The organism is Salinispora pacifica CNR114, assembly GCF_000514775.1.
GTDB classification, from domain to species: domain Bacteria; phylum Actinomycetota; class Actinomycetes; order Mycobacteriales; family Micromonosporaceae; genus Micromonospora; species Micromonospora pacifica.
Map to the genome: position 1 here is coordinate 23687 of NZ_AZWO01000014.1, position 18690 is coordinate 42376.

Sequence of the window (18690 nt, forward strand, 5' to 3'; positions counted from 1 at the left end):
CCGTTGCGGGTAGCCCCCTTCTCGAAAGCGAGAGGGGGGCGGAGCCGACGGCGCTGACGCGGTAGGGCCGGCGGGTACGGCGGAATCCAGTCGGAGGGACGGCGATGGGGGCACCAACAGAGCGGGGCCGTCCGCAGCGGGGCCGTCCGCGCGGGAGAGGTGGGCGGCGACTGGGCGGGGTGGTCGGGATGGCCGCACTGGCCGGCCTCGCCTGGGCGGTACGGGATGTTCCGCTGGCCCTCGGCGGCCGGCTGACCGGCGCGCGGGCCGAGCGCGCCCGCCACTCGCCGCAGTTCCGGGCCGGTGCCTTCCGGAACCCGGCCAGCAGCCGTCCCGCCGCCAGCCCCACGACGGGCTCCACGGACCGGAACCTGCTCCGCGAGCTCCTCTTCGGCAAGCAGCAGCGTCACCCGCGGCTGCCGGTGCCGTTGGTGCGCCCAGCGCCTGCACCGGAGTCATCCCCGCACTCGCCCGAGTTGAACGTGGTCTGGTACGGCCACGCCTCCACGCTGGTCGAGATCGAGGCCCGCCGGGTGCTGATCGATCCGGTGTGGAGTCAGCGCTGTTCCCCGTCGACCCGGGTCGGGCCCCGGCGGCTCCACCCGCCACCGGTCGGCCTCGACGAGTTGCCCGCGGTCGACGCGATCCTGATCTCGCACGACCACTACGACCACCTCGACCTCGCGACCGTACAGGGGCTGACAGCAGGACAGAACGCACCGTTCGTGGTGCCGCTCGGAATCGGTGCCCACCTTCAGCGGTGGGGGGTTCCGGAGCACCGGATCGTGGAGCTGGACTGGTCGGAGAGTCACGACATCGCCGGGTTACGGCTCACCGCGACCCCGGCCCAGCACTTCTCCGGACGCGGCCTGCGCCGGGACGCCACCCTCTGGAGTTCCTGGGTGATCGCCGGGGCGCACCGCAGTGTCTTCTACACCGGCGATTCCGGGTATTTCGCTGGATACGCTGCCATTGGTGCCGGATATGGGCCTTTTGATGTGACCCTGATGCAGATTGGCGCCTACGACCGGGCCTGGCGGGATATCCACATGTTCCCGGAGGAGGCGGTCACCGCCCACCTCGACCTGCGCGGCGGACTGCTTATCCCGGTGCACTGGGCGACCTTCAACCTCGCCGTGCACGACTGGTCGGAGCCGGTGGACCGGCTCTGGACCGAGACGAAGGCCCGGGACGTGCGGCTGGCGGTGCCCCGGCCAGGCCAGCGGGTGGTGGTTGACGATCCACCGCCGGTGGACGGCTGGTGGCAGGCGGTCGCCTGAACGAGGGGGACAGCCCGAACCGCCGTATCGGGACGGTGACTCCACCACCGCTTCGGTCGCCCGGCAGAATGCACGGGAAACCACTCCCGAAGGCGGATCGAGATCGTGACCCTCTCAGTTTCTCAGCGGATCGCCGAGGAGCTCGGCGTCGCCGAGCGCCAGGTGCACGCAGCCGTGGAACTACTCGACGGCGGCGCGACCGTGCCGTTCATCGCCCGGTACCGCAAGGAGGCCACCGGCCTGCTCGACGACACCCAACTGCGCACCCTCGAGGAGAGACTGCGCTACCTGCGCGAGTTGACCCAACGGCGGGACGCCATCCTGGAGTCGATCCGCAGCCAGGGCAAGCTCGACGAAGCCCTGACGGCACAGATCATGGCCGCCGACTCGAAGTCTCGGCTGGAGGACATCTACCTGCCGTACAAGCCCAAGCGGCGAACCCGCGCGCAGATCGCCCGGGAGGCCGGCCTGGAGCCCCTCGCCGACACCCTGCTCGACGCGCCAGCCCAGGAGCCGCGGGCGACGGCCGCCGGGTTCGTTGACCCGGACCGGGGCATCGCCGACGCCGCCGCCGCGCTCGACGGCGCCCGAGCCATCCTCGTCGAACGGTTCGCCGAGGACGCCGACCTGATCGGTACGCTGCGCGAGCAGATGTGGTCACGGGGCCGCCTGGTGTCCCGGGTCCGCGACGGCCAGGCCACGGCGGGCGCCAAGTTCGCCGACTACTTCGACTTCGCCGAGCCGTACCCGAAACTGCCCGCACACCGGATCCTCGCCGTGTTCCGCGGCGAGAAGGAGGGCGTGCTCGACCTGACGATGGAGCCGGAGTCGGAGGAGGCCCCGGATCCGGCGGTCACCGGCCCGACCCGGTACGAGACGGCCATCGCCGCCCGGTTCGGGGTGAGTGACCAGGGACGACCGGCCGACCGCTGGCTCTGCGACACGGTTCGCTGGGCCTGGCGTACCCGAATCCTCATCCACCTCGGCGCGGACCTACGCCTGCGGTTGTGGCAGACCGCCGAGGCGGAGGCGGTACGAGTCTTCGCCACGAACCTGCGGGACCTGCTGCTGGCCGCCCCGGCCGGCACCCGGGCGACGATCGGGCTGGACCCCGGCCTGCGCACCGGAGTGAAGGTCGCCGTCGTTGACGCCACCGGCAAGGTGGTCGCCACCGACACCATCTACCCGCACGAACCACGCCGGCAGTGGGACGCCTCGATCGAGACCCTCGCCCGGCTGGCCGCCGCACACCAGGTGGAGTTGGTGGCGATCGGTAACGGCACCGCGAGTCGGGAGACCGACCGGCTCGCCGGAGAGCTGATCCGGCGCCACCCCCAGCTGAACCTCACCAAGCTCGTCGTCTCCGAGGCCGGGGCCTCGGTCTACTCGGCGTCCGCGTACGCGGCGCAGGAGCTGCCGGGCCTGGACGTGTCGCTGCGGGGAGCAGTCTCGATCGCCCGCCGCCTCCAGGACCCGCTCGCCGAACTGGTCAAGATCGACCCGCGCTCGATCGGGGTCGGGCAGTACCAGCACGACCTGTCCGAGGTGGCCTTGTCCCGGTCCCTCGATGCGGTCGTCGAGGACTGCGTCAACGCGGTCGGGGTCGATGTCAACACCGCCTCCGCACCGCTGCTGACCCGAGTCTCCGGCATCGGCGCCGGGCTGGCGGAGAACATCGTGCTACACCGAGACGCCAACGGGCCGTTCCGGAGCCGACGCGACCTGCGGCAGGTCCCTCGGCTCGGCCCGAAGGCGTTCGAACAGTGCGCCGGCTTCCTCCGCATCCCCGGCGGTGACGACCCGCTGGACTCGTCCAGCGTGCATCCGGAGGCGTACCCGGTGGTGCGGCGGATCCTCGCCGCCGTCCAGCAGGAGCTACCGACGGTGATCGGCCGGAGTGCGATCCTGCGCGGGCTGCGGGCCACCGATTTCGTCGATGACACCTTCGGGCTACCGACGGTCACCGACATCCTCGCCGAGTTGGAGAAGCCCGGCCGGGACCCGCGGCCGGAGTTCCGCACCGCCACCTTCGCCGAGGGCGTGGAGACGATCGCCGATCTGGTGCCCGGCCTGATCCTGGAGGGGGTGGTCACCAACGTGGCCGCCTTCGGCGCATTCGTGGACGTCGGCGTGCACCAGGACGGTCTGGTGCACGTCTCGGCGATGTCCCGCGCTTTCGTCCGGGACCCACACGAGGTGGTGAAGTCCGGTGACGTGGTGAAGGTCAGGGTCCTCGACGTGGACGTACCGCGCAAGCGCATCTCGCTGACCCTGCGTCTGGACGACACCGAGGCCGGCCGCGGCGGGCGGGGGCAGCAGGGGGGCCGCGCCGGCGACCGGGAAGCCGGCGGCCGCCCCCAGGGCCGCGGCGGGCAGGGCGATCGCGGCGGGCAGCGCGATCGCTCCCAGGGCCGCGGCGGGCAGGGCGGTCGCGGCGGGCAGCCACGATCGGGACGTGGGGGCGGGGCCCCGGCCAATGATGCGATGGCGGATGCCCTACGCCGCGCGGGTCTCGCCTGAGCGCACCCCGCGCGACGCCAGGCCCACCAAGGGCCGCGTTGCAGCTGATGCAACGATTCGAGCTTCCGGGCTTCCGCCCGGTGGTGTGAGCGCGGGTGCTGTTCGACGCGGCTGTCGGCCGGGTCGAACAGCACCCGCGCACATCAGCGTGAGGGCCTCCTGGGGGCGCTGCGCGGCGAGCGCGAGGAGGACGCGATCCCGCCGATGCGTTGGCGGCGACGGACTCCTTGACTCAGTGCGCGCGGCGGTAGTGCACGGCCACCACGCCGTTGCGGAGCGGCTCCGCCGAGAGCAGTTCGAGCTGGCGCGGGTCGGGCAGCCCGCCCTGGTAGAGCGCCGGGCCGTGGCCGGCGATCCTGGGATGGACGAGTAGCTTGTACTCGTCGATCAGGTCCAGCCGGTCGAGCTCGGTCGCGAGCTTGCCACTTCCGAGGAGAACCCCCGCGGCCGTCGCGTCCTTGAGCTTCTGCACGCCCTCGCGCAGATCGCCGGCGATGTGGTGACTGTTGGTCCACGGGAAGTCCGTGCGGGTCGACGACACCACGTACTTGGGTTTGGCCTCCAGCTTGACCGCCCACTCGCGCATGGCCGACGGCGCCTCCTGCTCGCCACGGGCCACGGCCGGCCAGTAGCTCTCCAACATCTCGTAGGTGACGCGCCCCCACAGCATCGCCCCGGCCGCGTCCATGAGGCGGGTGAAGAAGGCGTGCGTCTCGTCGTCGGCGATCCCCTCCTGGTGGTCAACACACCCGTCCAGGGTGAGGTTGAGGGTGAAGGTGAGCACTCCCATGGCCAGCCAGCCTAACCGCCACCACCGCAACACCGCCCCAGGCGAGCGCGGCGGGTGGGGGCGTAGCGTCACAGACGTGGGAGTGGAGGAGAGCCGGGACTGGCGGGAGCAGCGACGACGGGCGGTAGCGGCGCACGCCGCGGCCGAGGAGCACCGACGACTCGCCGAGCAGGCGGAGGCCGCCGAGTTGGTCGCGGAGTTCGTGGCCGAGGCCCGCCGTCGCGACCTGCCACCCGAGCGGCTCACGGCGACCGGGCACGGGGGCCGGGGGCGTTACCGGACCCGGCTGCGGGGCTGGTACGTGGATCGGGCCCGCAGCCGCGCGGTGGACGTGGACGGCCGATTCCACCTCCTGGTCGTGCCCGGCGGCCTTCGCGCCCGGCTCTTCGGCGCGAACCCGCAGCCCAGCCCGGCGCCGCTGGTCGTCGGCGCGGGCGGCCGTGACGGCGAGTCGGTGCCACTGCGGTTGCTGCTGCGCCGGCGGTTGGACGACGCCGGCTGACCCTGGGCGAGCTGAGCAGCGAGGCGCCACCCCGGCGGTGACGCGCCTCAGTGTTCCCGCTCCATCGCGAAGAGCCACCCAGACGTTTGATTGACAGCCGTTGACGGATGGCGAAAGCTCGCGGCACAGGCCCTTCCATCCCAGGAGGCGCGATGAGGCGCACACGGCTGGCGATTGCCGGCGTGTTTACCCTGGTCGGCGCGTTGGCGCTGACCGCACCGGCAACCGCACAACCGGGGTCCGAACCGGGCAGCCGGGACAGTCTGGAGGTGTATGTCGGCACGGTTGGCCCGGAGCAGCTGGAAAAGCTGCGGCAGGCCGGGGCCGACCTCGGCCACGAGCACACCGAGACCGACCGGTCCGGCGACGTCCGCGTCGAGACGGTTCTGAGTAAGCGGCAGGCGGCCCGATTGGCGAGCCAGGGCGTGCAGCTGGAGGTCAAGAAGGTACGGGGCAAGCCGGCCAGCGAGGCGCTGCGGGAGCAGGCCGCCACCGGTTGGTCCGCCTTCCGGTCCTACAGCGAGCCGGGCGGCATCCGAGACGAGATCACCGCCACCGCCGCCCGCTACCCAGAGCTGACGAAGGTGACGACGATCGGCCGCAGCCACCAGGGCCAGCCGATCCTCGCCGTCAAGGTGACCAAGAACGCGGACCGGACCCGCGACGGCAAACGCCCGGCGGTCCTGTACGCCAGCGCGCAGCACGCCCGAGAGTGGATCACGCCGGAGATGACCCGGCGGCTGATGCACCACGTCCTTGACAACTACGGCACGGACCAGGAGATCACCCGGCTGGTGGACACCACCGAGCTGTGGTTCCTGCCCGTCGCCAACCCGGACGGCTACGACCACACCTTCACGCCCGGCAACCGGCTCTGGCGCAAGAACCTACGGGACAACGACGGCGACGGACAGATCAGCACCGCCGACGGCGTCGACCTGAACCGCAACTGGGGCTACAAGTGGGGATACGACAACGAAGGCTCCTCCCCCGACCCGAACAGCAACACCTACCGGGGCCCCAGCCCGCACTCGGAGCCCGAGACCCAGGCGCTGGACCAGCTGTTCCGACGGGTCGGCTTCGAGTTCTTCGTGAACTACCACTCCGCCGCCCAACTGCTGCTCTACGGCGTGGGCTGGCAGGTAGCCACCCCCACCCCGGACGACATCATCTATGAGGCGATGGTCGGCGACGACGAGAACCCGGCCGTACCCGGCTACGACCCGGACATCTCGGCCGAGCTGTACACCACCAACGGCGACACCGACACGCACGCCACGGTCCGCTACGGCACCCTCGGCTTCACCCCGGAGATGTCTACCTGTCAGGCCGCGGCGGCCTCCGACCCGGACGACGAATGGCTACCGGAGGACTGCGTCAGCGGCTTCATCTTCCCCGACGACGAGAAACTGATCTCCGCGGAGGTGGCGAAGAACCTGCCGTTCGCCCTGGCCGTGGCGCAGTCGGCCCACGAACCGGACGAGCCGGTGTCGGTGGTCGGCCGCAGCACCCCGGACTTCGTGGTGGACGCCTTCGACACGTCGTACGGCCGCGACCAGCAGGTCGCCTCGATCACCCGACGGGCGCTACGCAACGTACGGATGCACTACACGATCAACGACGGCCGGACCAAGACGGTCCGCGTCCGCGAGTGGCAGGGCGGTGAGCGCTACGGCGACACCCACGACGACTACTACGCCGAGCTGCGGGGCACGGTGCGGGGGGCCAAACCCGGCGACCAGGTCGAGGTCTGGTTCAGCGGCAAGAAGCCCAAAGCGGGGAAGGTGACCAGCGAGCGCTTCACCTACCAGGTGCACGACGACATCGGCGGCGACGTCCTGGTGCTGGCGGTGGAGGATGTCACCGGGCCGGTCCCGGACCAGGACGCCACCAGCGCGAAGTACGCCGACGAGATGGCCGACGCGCTGACCGCGGCCGGGCGCACCAGCGACGTGTACGACTTTGACACGATGGGTCGCCAGGCTCCGCACCACCTGGGTGTGCTGTCGCACTACCAGATGGTGCTCTGGGAGACCGGTGACGACATCATCCCGCGTTCTCCGGGACAGGTACCGGGCACCATCGCCCGGGCGGCGGTGGAGACCGAGTTGTCCGTCCGGGACTACCTGAACGAGGGGGGCAAGCTCCTGCTCAGCGGGGAGTACGCGCTCTACGCCCAGGCCGCCAACGGCGGCTACAGCTACCAGCCGAACGGGCCGGCGGAGTGCACCGACTCCAACGACGAGACGTGCCTGCCGGTGCTCAACGACTTCCAGCAGTACTGGCTGGGGGCCTTCACCTACGTGAGTGACGGTGGCACCGGCGAGGCCGGGCCGTACCCGGTGACCGGCACCGACGACCGGTTCACCGGCTTCACCGGCGCACTCAACGCACCGGGCTCGGCGGAGAACCAGGAGCACACGGCGTCGTTCCTGACCACGTCGGGCTTCCTGCCACCGGAGCAGTTCCCGCAGTTCGACAGCGCGGCGCCGCTCGGCTGGGAGCGACCGGGGGGTGCGCCGTTCGACCCGCGTACCGGTGACTGGTATCTGTGGAGCGGCCAGACCAACAACTCGTACAAGCGGCTCACCCAGACCGTTGACCTCACCGGCGCCAACGCCGCCGAGCTGCGCCTCTTCACCTCGTACGACATCGAGACGAACTGGGACTACCTGATCGTCGAGGCGCACGAGGTGGGCAGCGACAGCTGGACGACCCTGCCGGACGCCAACGGCCGGACCAGCACCGACACCGGGGACAGCTGCGAGTCGGGCTGGGTCGAGGCGCTACACCCGTGGCTCGCCCGATACCAGGGCGAGGACTGCTCGCCGACGGGCACCACCGGCAGTTGGAACGCCATCACCGGTGCCTCCAGCGGCTGGCAGGAGCTCGTGGTCGACCTCTCCGGGTACGCCGGTACGGAGGTCGAGCTGTCGATCTCATACATCTCGGACTGGAGCACGCAGGGTCTGGGGGTCTTCCTTGACGACGCCCGGGTGATCGTGGACGGCGCCGCGGTCAGCGACACCTCGTTCGAGACGGACCTGGGTGACTGGGCGCTGGCCGGCCCGCCGCCCGGCTCGGCCGAGACGACGGAGAACTGGGGGCGCAGCCAGCAGGCCTTCGCGGAGGGGTCGGCGGTGGTCACCGCGGACACCGTCTACCTCGGCTTCGGCCTGGAGGGGTTGGCTCCGGAAGCCCGGGCTGACCTGGTCCAGCGGACGATAGACCATCTGTTCGCGGCGGATCGCCGCTGACGGCTCGTGGTGCGGCGCCGGCGGTCCGCAGCGACCGCCGGCGCCCGCGTGGCTACGGGCGGGGTGTCCGGGCCAACCGCACCGTCGGCGGCCGACGAAGTCCCGCCGGGCCAGCCCGAATGTGGTGAGCTGGGCAGATGGATCAGATCCGGCTCGGACTGGTGCTGCACCCGACCCGGGACGTATCCGAGGTGGTCGACGTCATCGTCGATTGGGCGACAAGGCACCGGATAACGCTGGCGGTGCGGGGGCCGGACCGGCACCGGGTACCGGCGACGGTGGAGGCGCTGCCCACCGAGCAGGTGGCCCCGACCAGCGACGTGCTGATCAGCATCGGCGGCGACGGCACCATGCTCGGCGCGTTGCGCTCGACGGTCCGCGACCCGAAACCGGTGCTCGGGGTGCATCTGGGCCAGTTTGGCTTCCTGGTCGAGGTCGAGCCACCGGACCTGCCGACCGCGTTGGCCCGGCTGGCCAACCGGGACTTCACCGTGGAGCGGCACAGCTGCCTGGCCTGCGCGGTCTGCGGTGATGATGTGGTCGCGTTCAACGATGTGGCGTTGGTTCGCCGGCCCGGCGCGGGCTTCGTCACCGCCACCCTCGCCGTGGATGGGCAGCGGTACGGCTACTACCGGTGCGACGCGCTGGTGGTGAGCACACCGACCGGGTCAACGGCGTACGGCTACGCCGCCGGCGGACCGCTGGTCTCCCCGGCGAGCGACGTGGTGGTGGTGACCCCGTCCGCGTCGATGGCGGGGATCTCCCGCTCGGTGGTCCTCTCCCCCGACGAGCAGATCCGGCTGGAGCTTGCCCCGGGCTCCGCGCCGATGGCGGTGGAGATGGACGGGCAGGTGATCCAGGACGCGGTGACCGAGGGCGCGGTGGAGGTGAGATACCACCGCGACGCCGGCCTGGTGGTGCGCCTCGACCCACGTCGCTACCGAGAGCGCAACCAGCTCAAGCTGGGCCTGCTGGACCTGCCGCTCCTGCCCGAGCAGCTGCGCGAGCTCCTCCCCGAGAGCCTCCGCGGGGAGATGAGCCGACGGTGGCACCCCCCGCCGCACCGTTGACTCACCGGCCCGAGGCCGCCGCCAGCACCGACGAGACCAGTTCCTTCGCCTCCGCCTGGATTCGCGCCAGCTGCTCGGGCCCCCGGAACGACTCGGCGTAGATCTTGTAGACATCCTCCGTGCCGGAAGGGCGGGCGGCGAACCAACCGCTCTCGGTGGTGACCTTCAGGCCACCGATCGGGGCCCCGTTACCCGGTGCGCGGGTGAGCGTGGCCGTGATCGGTTCACCGGCCAGCTCGGTAGCCGTCACCTGTTCTGGCGAGAGTCGACCGAGCACCGCCTTCTCCGCCCGGCTGGCGGGAGCGTCGATCCGGGCGTACGCGGGTGCGCCGAACCGCCCAGCCAGCTCCGCCCAGTGCTCGCTCGGGCTCCGGCCGGTGGTGGCGATGATCTCGGACGCCAGCAGGCAGAGCAGGATGCCGTCCTTGTCGGTGGTCCAGGTGCTGCCGTCGCGACGCAGGAAGGAGGCACCGGCGCTCTCCTCGCCACCGAAGCCGACCGCGCCGTCGAGCAGGCCCGGCACGAACCACTTGAAGCCGACCGGCACCTCCAACAGCGGGCGCCCCAGGTCGGCGGCGACCCGGTCGATCATCGACGAGGAGACCAGGGTCTTGCCGACGGCGGCGTCCGGCGCCCACCGCGTCCGGGTCCGGAACAGGTGGGCGATGGCCACCGTCAGGTAGTGGTTCGGGTTCAGCAGACCGGCGTCCGGGGTGACGATGCCGTGCCGGTCGGCATCGGCGTCGTTACCGGTGGAGACCGCGAATCGGTCCCGGGCGGCGATCAGCGACGCCATCGCGTTCGGAGACGAACAGTCCATTCGGATCCGGCCGTCCCCGTCCAGGGTCATGAACCGCCACGTCGGATCGACGGTCGGGGTGACCACGGTGAGGTCCAGCCGATGCCGGTCCGCGATCTCGCCCCAGTAGGCGACACTGGCCCCACCGAGCGGATCAGCACCGATCCGGACGCCGGCTGACCGGACCGCGTCAAGGTCGAGCACGGACGGCAGGTCGGTCACGTAGTGGCCGAGGAAGTCGTACCGGCCGGTGGTGTCGGCGGTGCGCGCCCGCGCGTACGGGATGCGGCGCACCTCCTTGAGCCCGGCGGCGAGGATCGCGTTCGCACGCTCCTGAATCCGCGTCGTGACATCGGTGTCCGCCGGGCCCCCGTGGGTCGGGTTGTACTTGAACCCGCCGTCCTCCGGCGGGTTGTGCGACGGGGTGATCACGATGCCGTCGGCGAGCCCGCTGCTCCGCCCCCGGTTGTGGGCCAGGATGGCGTGGGAGACCGCCGGCGTCGGAACGTATCCGTCCCGGCGGTCCAACAGGACCGGGACCTCATTGGCGGCGAGCACCTCCAGCGCGTCGACCGCCGCCGGGGCGGATAGCGCGTGGGTGTCCCGGCCGAGGAAGAGCGGGCCGTCCAGGCCGCACTCCCGCCGGTAGTCACAGAGCGCCTGGGTGATCGCGACGATGTGATCGGAGTTGAACGCGTTCCGCAGTGCGGACCCCCGGTGCCCGGAGGTACCGAAGGAGACCTGCTGCTCCGGGTCCGCCGGGTCCGGGTGCTCCGCGTAGTACGCGGTGACCAGCATCGCCACGTCCACCAGGTCGGCTGGCTGGGCCGGCTGGCCCGCGCGGGGGTGCGTGCTCACCACGTGACCTCCTCGTCCCGGCCACATCAGCCGTGCCTCGACGCTATCAAGATCCGGTGGACCCGCGGCTCAGACCAGGCCCGCCTCCCGCAGCAGGTGCCACAGCCCGGCCCCGTCCGGCGCCGAGAGCCACTCCTGCCCCACCGGCGGAGTCGAGACGCGGTCGCTGGCTGAGTACGGCAGCGCGCCGGCGAGCATCGCCTGGGTCGGGGAGAGCCGGCGAATCGCGATCCCGGCGACGTTGTCCGGGTGGGACACCGCGAACTCCCGGTAGATCTCCTGGTCGTGCTGACCGTCGTCGCCGACCAGCAGCCATCGCACGTCCGGGAACTCCGTGGCGAGCCGGGTCAGGGTGGCCCGCTTGTGCTCCCGGCCGCTGCGGAACCACCGGTCCGCCGTCGGGCCCCAGTCGGTGAGCAGCAACGGCCCGGCCGGATAGAGGTGCCGAGACAGAAACCGGGTCAGGGTCGGCGCTACATTCCAGGCGCCGGTGGACAGGTAGAACACCGGAGCGCCGGGGTGGGCGGTGACCAGCCGCTCGTACAGCACGGCCATCCCGGGCACCGCAGCCCGGGCATGCTCGTCCAGGACGAACGTGTTCCAGGCGGCCAGCAGGGGCCGGGGCAGCGTGGTGACCATGACCGTGTCGTCAACGTCGGAGATCACCCCGAAGCGCACCCGGGGGTCAAGAATCCGCACCGGCGCCTGGACCGGCTCGGCCTCCGGGACTCGGATCCGCACCGATCCCCAACCCGGGGGCAGGTCCACCGGCACAGTCGTGTCCACGAAGCCGCTGCGGTCGGTTCGCGTCTCATGCCGCTCGCCCCCCGACTCGATGTCCACCTGGACGTGCTTGGCCGGCAGGGTGGCGAAGCTACGCCAGCCCCGAACCTTCTCCGGCCGGCCTCGCTGTCGGTTGTCCGGCCGCCGCAACAGCACCCGACACATCACCCGGACCCAGCCCGGGGCCCCGTAGCCCGGGTAGGCCACGGTGTGGATCCGCCAACCGGTGCGCCGGAGCCGCCGCTCGACCAGACGGTGTACCGCGTCCTCCATCCGCGCAGCCCGGTGTAGTTGAGGTACGGCCAGTTGGCCGGCGGAAGTCGGTGGCACACGGCCACCCTGCCACAACCGACCTACCGCGACCACGCCAGGCGAACGGGCGGGCCCCGCCCAGCCGCGACCACGCCGGGCGAATGGGTCGGCAGCGAACCGCTCCGGCCCGCCGGGCGCCTGTGACAGACTCCGGTGAGGGGATGACGGGGGCTTGGTCGTGTCGCAACCTCTACCGCGCCGTGGGCGGTGGCGCCGGCGGCTGGACCCGCCGGCGCTCGTCGCGCTGGTGCTCGGGGTGGCTGGTACCGGGTACCGGCTCCTCCTCACGCTCGCCACGATCCCGCCGGCAAACAGCGACGAGGCGACGTTCGGACTCGCCGCCCTACACATCGCCGCTGGCCAGGAGCGGCCCGTGTTCCTGTACGGGCAGCACTACATGGGGGTGCTGGAGTCGTACCTCGCCGCGCCCCTGTTCGCGCTCTTCGGGCCGAGCTGGCCGGCGCTCCGGCTGCCGCTGCTGGCCCTCTACGCGCTCTTCCTCTGGCTGATCCATCGGCTGACCCGCCGAATCGGCTCCCCCTGGTTCGCCACCCTGATCGTCGGCCTGCTCGCGCTCGGTTCAGAGCGGGTGATCCGGGACCAGCTGACCGCGGTGGGCGGGCGCCCGGAGGGGAAGGTGGCGGTGCTGCTGATGCTGCTGGTCGTGGTGGGGCTGGCCCGGGGGACGCTCCGGCTCCGCCGGCTGGCTGTCGGCCTGTTCGGCCTGCTCGCCGGGGTGGCCGTCTGGTCCGACTGGCTGCTCCTGCCCTACGTCGGGGCCGCCACTCTGGCGCTGCTGTGGGCGGCCCGCCGCGACCTGCTCGGCTGGGCGGGCGCGCTGCTGGTCGCCGGATTCGCGCTCGGCGTCGCACCGATGATCGCGTACTACCGCACCGCCGGCCCGGGTACGGACCCGCTGTCGGTGCTCAGTCAGGTCCACGACGATTCGGACCCACCGCTGGCCCAACGGTTCTCCGGTGCCGTATTGGAGGGGGTGCCGCTGGCCACCGGGCTCTGCCCCGTCAACGGGTGCAGCCGCTGGCTGGAGGGGTTCGGCCTGCTCTACCCGGCGCTGCTGGTGATCGCGGCCGTGGTCGCGGTCGTCGCGTATCGGCGGGCCACCGGACGGGCCGCGCGGGTCGCCCCGGTCGTGCACCTCGCGCTGGTCGTCGGCGCGGCGTTGACCCTCCTGTCGTACACCCGCACTTCGGTCGCCGCCACGGATCCCCTCGCTAACGCCCGCTACCTGGCACTGCTGCACCTGTCCCTACCCGCGGTGCTGTGGCCGCTCTGGCAGGCGGCGGTCGCGGCCCTACAGGGCACCACCGGTGTGTTTGGTCGGCTGGCGGGCACGCTCGCCGCGGCGTTCCTCGCCGCCCTCGCCGTCACCGCCTCGCTGGTCACGGTCTTGTTCATCACCACCGGCACCGCCGCTTCTCGGGCCAACGAACGCGCCGCCCGGGAGTTGGCGAACACCCTGCGGGTGTCCGGTCCCCACGAGGTCTACGGGACCTACTGGACCTGCAACCGGCTGATCTTCAACACGGACGAGGAGGTGGCCTGCGGAGTCCTTGACGACGAGCTCAACCCGGGAAATAACCGCCGCCCCGCCTACTGGGACCGGGTGGCGGTGGCGAGCCGGCCCGGATACGTGGTGGAGACCGGATCGCGCCAGGAGCAACGCCTGCGCCAACTGCTGGGCGAACGAGCTGACGCCGCCCTCCTCGCCGACGTCGATGAGTATCGGGTGTATCACCCGGAGACACCGCTCCGGCCCTGGCAGTAGCGCGACCGTCGACAACCGCCGCCACACCCGCAAGATTTCCTCAAGGCTTGGCCCAATCGGTTCCCTACGCTTGTGACAGCCGCCACCGTAGGGGAAATCCGACGCCGCTAAGGAGTCCCACGGTGAACCCGACCCTGCTGGACCGCCCCCGGTCAGCGTCGACCCCGCCGCCGCTGGACTGGCGGACCCTGACCGCCGCGTTCGAGGCCGCCTGTCTCCTGCGCTGCGTGACCGCGCCGACGGCGGCCCGACGCCAGCGCGGCGCCCCCGTCCACACGCCCGCGCGGGTGGAGTTCAACCGCGAGGACGCGGCGCAGCGGCTCCGCCACCTGCTCCACCAGCTCGAGGTTCCGGTCACGCACGAAACTGCCGTCGGCGGGCTGCGTCGCCGCTACGAGCTGCACCGGCTGACCATCGCCCCGGCCCAACAACCCGGGTACGCCGCCATCCTGGGTGCCAGCTGGCGCCGGGGACGTGGGGAACTCATCGGTGCGCCGGTGCGCGACGCGTCCCTCCCCCGACGAGTGGGGCGGACCCAGCTGGCCGCAGCGGCCTGGCGAGCCGCGCTGTTGGCCGGTGGCCGGCACATCCGCCGGCACATCCTCGGGATCCGGGTGACCGACCGGGACCTGGCGGCGATCCTCGTCCGGAGCGCCGCCCTGCTGGACGCACCGGCGATACTGCGCCCTGGCACCGGCTGCTATCTGGTGAGCGTGCCGCACGGACCGGCCCGCGTACGCATCATGCAGGCCACGGAGCTGGGGCCACCGCCCCCGAGCTAGCGAACAGCTGATCTTATCGGTGGGTGGGCGGATCGAGCACCGGGACCGGATCGGCGGACCATCCGGGTTGCGTCCGACCACGCGTCCGACGCACAGTGCAGCGCGTGATCAGAATCCCAGGTCGCCGACGCGACGCGGTGCTATCCGTACTGCTTCTGGCGATGGCGCTGCCGGGGCTCACCGGATGCCAGCACGGCCCGCCACCAACCGTGCAGATCCGCATCGCCACCGGCAGTCCCACCGCCGTCTACTACGCCTTCGGTCAGTCACTGGCCACCATCCTCAATCGGGAGCTACCGAACGTTGAGGCTGAGGTGCTGGTGACCGCCGCGTCGGCGGAGAACATCCAGCTGGTGAGTGCTGGCGCGGCGGAACTCGGCTTCACCCAGGCCGACGCGCTCCCCACCGTCGCGGCCACGCCGCCGACGATGGCCGCCGTGGCCCGCGTCTACGACGACCTCCTACATCTCATCACCACCCCGACCAGCGGCATCCGCACCCTCACCGACCTGCGGGGCCGGCAGGTCTCGGTGGGGGCACCCGGCTCCGGCACCGAGATCACCACGTCCCGACTGCTCGATGTCGCCCAGCTCGGCGGGGATGCGGTACGCCGGGAACGGCTCGGCCTGGACGACTCGGTGACGGCGCTGCGGGCAGGCCAGATTGACGCGTTCTTCTTCTCCGGCGGCCTACCGGTGGGGGCGGTAGCGACGCTGGCCGCACAACGGGGCGTCCAACTGGTCGACCTGGGCGAGTGGAGCACGCCGCTGCGCGCCCAGCACCCCGGCTTCTACGTCTCCCGGGACGTTCCCCGCTCGGTGTACGGGGTGGACCCGGTGACCACCGTCGCCAACCCGAACTACCTGATCGTCCGGGCCGACCTGCCAGCGGGACTGGTCCGGGACCTGACCCGGCTCCTGATGGAGCGACGCGAGGAACTGGCGTCGGCGCACCCCGCAGCCGGCCGGATGAGTCCGCGCTCAGCCATCAACACCACGCCCCTACCACTGCACCCCGGGGCGGTGGTCTGGTACAACGCGGTCAAACCGTAGCCACCGGTCAGCACCGAGCCGCGGGGCGGGACGCTTCCTGTTCCCCGTCGTCGGCGGCGATGGGCAGCGACGCGGGAAACCAGAGGGCAGCGATCAGGCCATGAGGCTGGTTCGGACGCATACTGAGCCGCCCCGCGGAGGCGTCCACCAGGACGGCGACGATGGCCAGGCCCAGCCCGGCACCGTCGATGTTCTGCGCCTCCGGCGCCCGCCAGAACCGTTCGGTCGCCTGGTCGAGCTGGCTGGCCGTCATACCCGGGCCGGTGTCGCGTACCTGCAGGGTCGTCCCGTCCTCCCGGCCCCGAACCGCCACCGTCACCTCACCCCCCGCGGCGCTGAACTTCACCGCGTTGTCGATCAACGCGTCAAGCGCCTGGTCAACGGCGGTCGGCACGGTTGTCGCATACGCCGGAGCAGCATCGGGGTCCAGCCGCAGGGAGATCCCCCGGCGGCGCGCGAGTGGCTCCCACGCCGCCACCCGGCTCGCGGCGACCGCTGCCGCGTCAACGGTCACGCGCAGGTTCTCCGTCCGCTCGGCCCGAGCCAGGGTAAGCAGAGCATCCAGCACCAGCGCCAGCCGGTCGGTCTCGGCCAGGGCAAGCTGGTGCTCGGCCTCGCCCTGCGGGTCACCCAGGCTGGGCCCCAGCTCCTCGACCCGCAACCGCAGTGCCGTCAACGGATTGCGGAGTTGGTGGCTGGCATGCGCCACGAACGCCCGCTGCCGATCCATCACGTCGGATACGGCGTCGGCCATGTGGTTGAAGCTCGCCGCCAGGCGGCGCAGTTCGGGTGGGCCCTGCCGATGCTGCACGCGGGCGTTCCGGTCGCCCTCGGCGATCTCGTGGGTCACCGCGTCCAGCTCGGTGACTGGTCGCAGTACCCATCCGGCCAGGGCGAACGCGGTCGAGACACAGGCCAGCACCGCGAGCAGGCCGGCACCGGCGAGCAGCAGCCACCAGGTGGTGACGGCCTCCCGGATCCGATCGGTGGGGGTGGTGGTGACCACCGCGCCGAGGACCTCGCCGCCGTCGTTGATCGGCACCGCGACGACGATCGGGGCGTCCACCCAGGGCAGCACCGAGTCGGGCCCGCTGGCCTGCTGGCCGGAGAGGGCCACGTCGAGCGCCCCCCGGGTGCCCGAGGCGGGTCGCCAGCTCGACGACGCGACCACCGTCCGCCGGTCCCGGTCGACGACCGCGGCCCCGATGCCGTACAGCTCGTCGTAGCGGTCCAACTCACTGCCGATCGGGCCGGTGCTGCCGCCGCGCAGCGCCGCGTCGGCCAACGACGCGAAGCGGGTGGCATCGGCGAGCCGGTCGGCGCGGACCCGCTCGGTCTCCCGACTGGCCAGCGTGGCCGCGAGCGGGGTCTCCAGGGCAACCAGGACCAGCACCATCAGCAGCAGATAGCTGATCACCAGGCGGCGGCGCACCGCGCCTCACCCGTTCCGCAGCCGGTAGCCGATCCCGCGTACGGTCTCCACCAGGCCGGGATCGCCCAGCTTGCCGCGGAGCGAGCCGACGTGCACCTCGACGGTGTGCCGGTCGGCGAAGGTGGTGCCCCAGGCGTCGAGCAGAATCCGATCGCGGGGCACGGCGGACCCGGGCTGGCGGGCCAGAGAGAGGAGCACGTCGAACTCCTTACGGGTCAGCGCCACCTCCTGGGCGTGGATGCGGACCGTCCGGGCCGCCACATCGATCTGGAGCGGACCGACCTCGATCAGGTTGCGCTCTGGCGCGGCCTGGGCGGCGCGGCGCAGCACCGCCTCGATCCGGGCCTGCAACTCCACCATCGAGAACGGCTTGACCACGTAGTCGTCCGCACCGATCCGCAGCCCCAGCACCCGGTCTCGCTCCTCCCCCCGCGCGGTCACCGCGATAATCCCGAGTTGGTTGCTGCGCCGCCGCAGTTCCCGACACAGGTCGGTGCCGTCCCCGTCGGGCAGGGTGAGATCCAGCAGGGCCAGGTCGCATGGGGCTGCGCGGAGCGCGGCGGCGACCGTCGCCGCGTGCTCCACCTGGTAACCGCGCCGGGTCAGAGCCGCCGTGAGCGCGGCGGCCACCCGGTGGTCGTCCTCGACAAGCAGGATCCGCACCCGGTGCCCCCAACTCTCGCCTTCGTTGACCACGAATGGTCGCAGATGGCGCCGGTTCGGGGGAGAGCGCAGCCTTGGTTGACGCGCCCGCGCTGGGGCACCAACCTCATACCTCCGCCTCGGGGGCGTCGGGCCCCGCGCCTGCCACCTGCAGCGCGGCCACAATCATTTCCGCTGCCCGGCGCACCTCCGCGGTTCCCAACGGGGTCCGGGTGATCGCCAGCCGCCAGTAGATCGGCCCGACGATCAGGTCCACCGCGAGACGCTGGTCGGTGGCGGCCGACAGCTCGCCGCGCTCGACCGCCCGGCCGATCACCACGAGACCTATCGTCCGCTGGTAGTCCTCGAGCGTCTGGTGGAGCTTCTCGGCGATCTGTGGGGTGCGCGCCGCCTCGGCGAGCAGGTCCGGGATGATCTGCAGGGCCATCCGGTGCTGCAGCGCACGAGCCATTACCTGAAGCAGAAGCTCCAGGTCACCCAGGAGGCTGCCGGTGTCGAGCAGCGGCAGGTTGCGGCCAGCCGTTGCGGAGACCAGATCCAGCACCAAATCGAGCTTCGAACGCCAACGGCGATAGACAGCGGCCTTGCTCACCCCAGCCCGCCGGGCTACCGCCTCGATTGACAGCCGCCCATAGCCCACCTCGGCCAGCTCCGCCACGACCGCACCACGGATGGCCACGGTGATGTCATCCCGCAGCACCGCGGCACCGACCGGGGAGCGCTTCTTCTCGACCACCACGTCAACAAGGTACCGTAACGACGGTACGGTTGCGTCGCGACGCGTCGTACACTAACTTCCAGGCA

14 protein-coding genes are annotated in these 18690 nt (G+C 71.6%); 8 read left to right on the forward strand and 6 right to left on the reverse strand.

From position 1 onward, the window contains the following. The first annotated feature begins 104 nt into the window (after positions 1-104). On the forward strand, positions 105-1280 hold the full coding sequence (locus tag B118_RS0110240) for an MBL fold metallo-hydrolase (RefSeq protein WP_043541162.1): 1176 nt from the start codon (positions 105-107) through the stop codon (positions 1278-1280). A gap of 105 nt (positions 1281-1385) precedes the next feature. Further along, positions 1386-3800 carry a Tex family protein gene (locus B118_RS0110245; RefSeq protein WP_028192726.1) on the forward strand — a complete coding sequence of 805 codons (2415 nt, stop codon included), beginning with the start codon at positions 1386-1388 and terminating at the stop codon, positions 3798-3800. A 232-nt stretch (positions 3801-4032) separates the two neighbouring features. On the opposite strand, the gene B118_RS0110250 is transcribed toward B118_RS0110245, so the two are convergent. Next, complete coding sequence (locus B118_RS0110250; RefSeq protein ID WP_028192727.1) at positions 4033-4590, reverse strand: dihydrofolate reductase family protein; 558 nt, start codon at positions 4588-4590, stop codon at positions 4033-4035. Positions 4591-4672: 82 nt separating this feature from the next. On the opposite strand from B118_RS0110250, the gene B118_RS0110255 reads away from it, so the two are divergent. From B118_RS0110255 to B118_RS0110265, 3 genes are all read left to right on the forward strand, one after another. Continuing rightward, entirely contained in the window at positions 4673-5092 is a 420-nt protein-coding gene (locus tag B118_RS0110255; RefSeq protein WP_018810273.1) for a hypothetical protein, read from the forward strand. A 152-nt stretch (positions 5093-5244) separates the two neighbouring features. Next, positions 5245-8349 carry a M14 family metallopeptidase gene (locus tag B118_RS0110260; protein WP_028192728.1) on the forward strand — a complete coding sequence of 1035 codons (3105 nt, stop codon included), beginning with the start codon at positions 5245-5247 and terminating at the stop codon, positions 8347-8349. Positions 8350-8486: 137 nt separating this feature from the next. Continuing rightward, a complete protein-coding gene (locus tag B118_RS0110265; RefSeq protein ID WP_027646465.1) occupies positions 8487-9419 on the forward strand; it encodes an NAD(+)/NADH kinase in 933 nt (310 codons plus the stop codon). A 1-nt stretch (position 9420) separates the two neighbouring features. On the opposite strand, the gene pgm is transcribed toward B118_RS0110265, so the two are convergent. Both pgm and B118_RS0110275 read right to left on the reverse strand, forming a co-directional pair. Beyond that, on the reverse strand, positions 9421-11079 hold the full coding sequence (pgm, locus tag B118_RS0110270; protein ID WP_018826564.1) for a phosphoglucomutase (alpha-D-glucose-1,6-bisphosphate-dependent): 1659 nt from the start codon (positions 11077-11079) through the stop codon (positions 9421-9423). A gap of 66 nt (positions 11080-11145) precedes the next feature. Beyond that, entirely contained in the window at positions 11146-12132 is a 987-nt protein-coding gene (locus tag B118_RS0110275) for an App1 family protein (protein WP_018220323.1), read from the reverse strand. Positions 12133-12349: 217 nt separating this feature from the next. Between B118_RS0110275 and B118_RS0110280 the strand changes: the two genes are divergently transcribed. The 3 genes from B118_RS0110280 (at position 12350) to B118_RS0110290 (ending at position 15791) form a co-directional block, all read left to right on the forward strand. Next, complete coding sequence (locus B118_RS0110280) at positions 12350-13957, forward strand: hypothetical protein (protein ID WP_028192729.1); 1608 nt, start codon at positions 12350-12352, stop codon at positions 13955-13957. A 122-nt stretch (positions 13958-14079) separates the two neighbouring features. Continuing rightward, positions 14080-14739, forward strand: coding sequence for a hypothetical protein (locus tag B118_RS0110285; RefSeq protein WP_018220325.1), 660 nt, complete (start codon positions 14080-14082; stop codon positions 14737-14739). A gap of 95 nt (positions 14740-14834) precedes the next feature. Further along, positions 14835-15791 (forward strand): TAXI family TRAP transporter solute-binding subunit, encoded by a 957-nt coding sequence (locus B118_RS0110290; RefSeq protein WP_026274059.1) that lies wholly within the window; start codon positions 14835-14837, stop codon positions 15789-15791. Positions 15792-15798: 7 nt separating this feature from the next. On the opposite strand, the gene B118_RS0110295 is transcribed toward B118_RS0110290, so the two are convergent. The 3 genes from B118_RS0110295 to B118_RS0110305 all read right to left on the reverse strand — a co-directional run bounded on the left by B118_RS0110295 (position 15799) and on the right by B118_RS0110305 (position 18625). Continuing rightward, complete coding sequence (locus B118_RS0110295; RefSeq protein WP_028192730.1) at positions 15799-17223, reverse strand: sensor histidine kinase; 1425 nt, start codon at positions 17221-17223, stop codon at positions 15799-15801. A gap of 6 nt (positions 17224-17229) precedes the next feature. Continuing rightward, positions 17230-17919, reverse strand: coding sequence for a response regulator transcription factor (locus tag B118_RS0110300; RefSeq protein ID WP_232430465.1), 690 nt, complete (start codon positions 17917-17919; stop codon positions 17230-17232). 73 nt (positions 17920-17992) lie between these two features. Beyond that, positions 17993-18625, reverse strand: coding sequence for a TetR/AcrR family transcriptional regulator (locus B118_RS0110305; protein WP_028187638.1), 633 nt, complete (start codon positions 18623-18625; stop codon positions 17993-17995). Between the last annotated feature and the right edge of the window lie 65 nt (positions 18626-18690).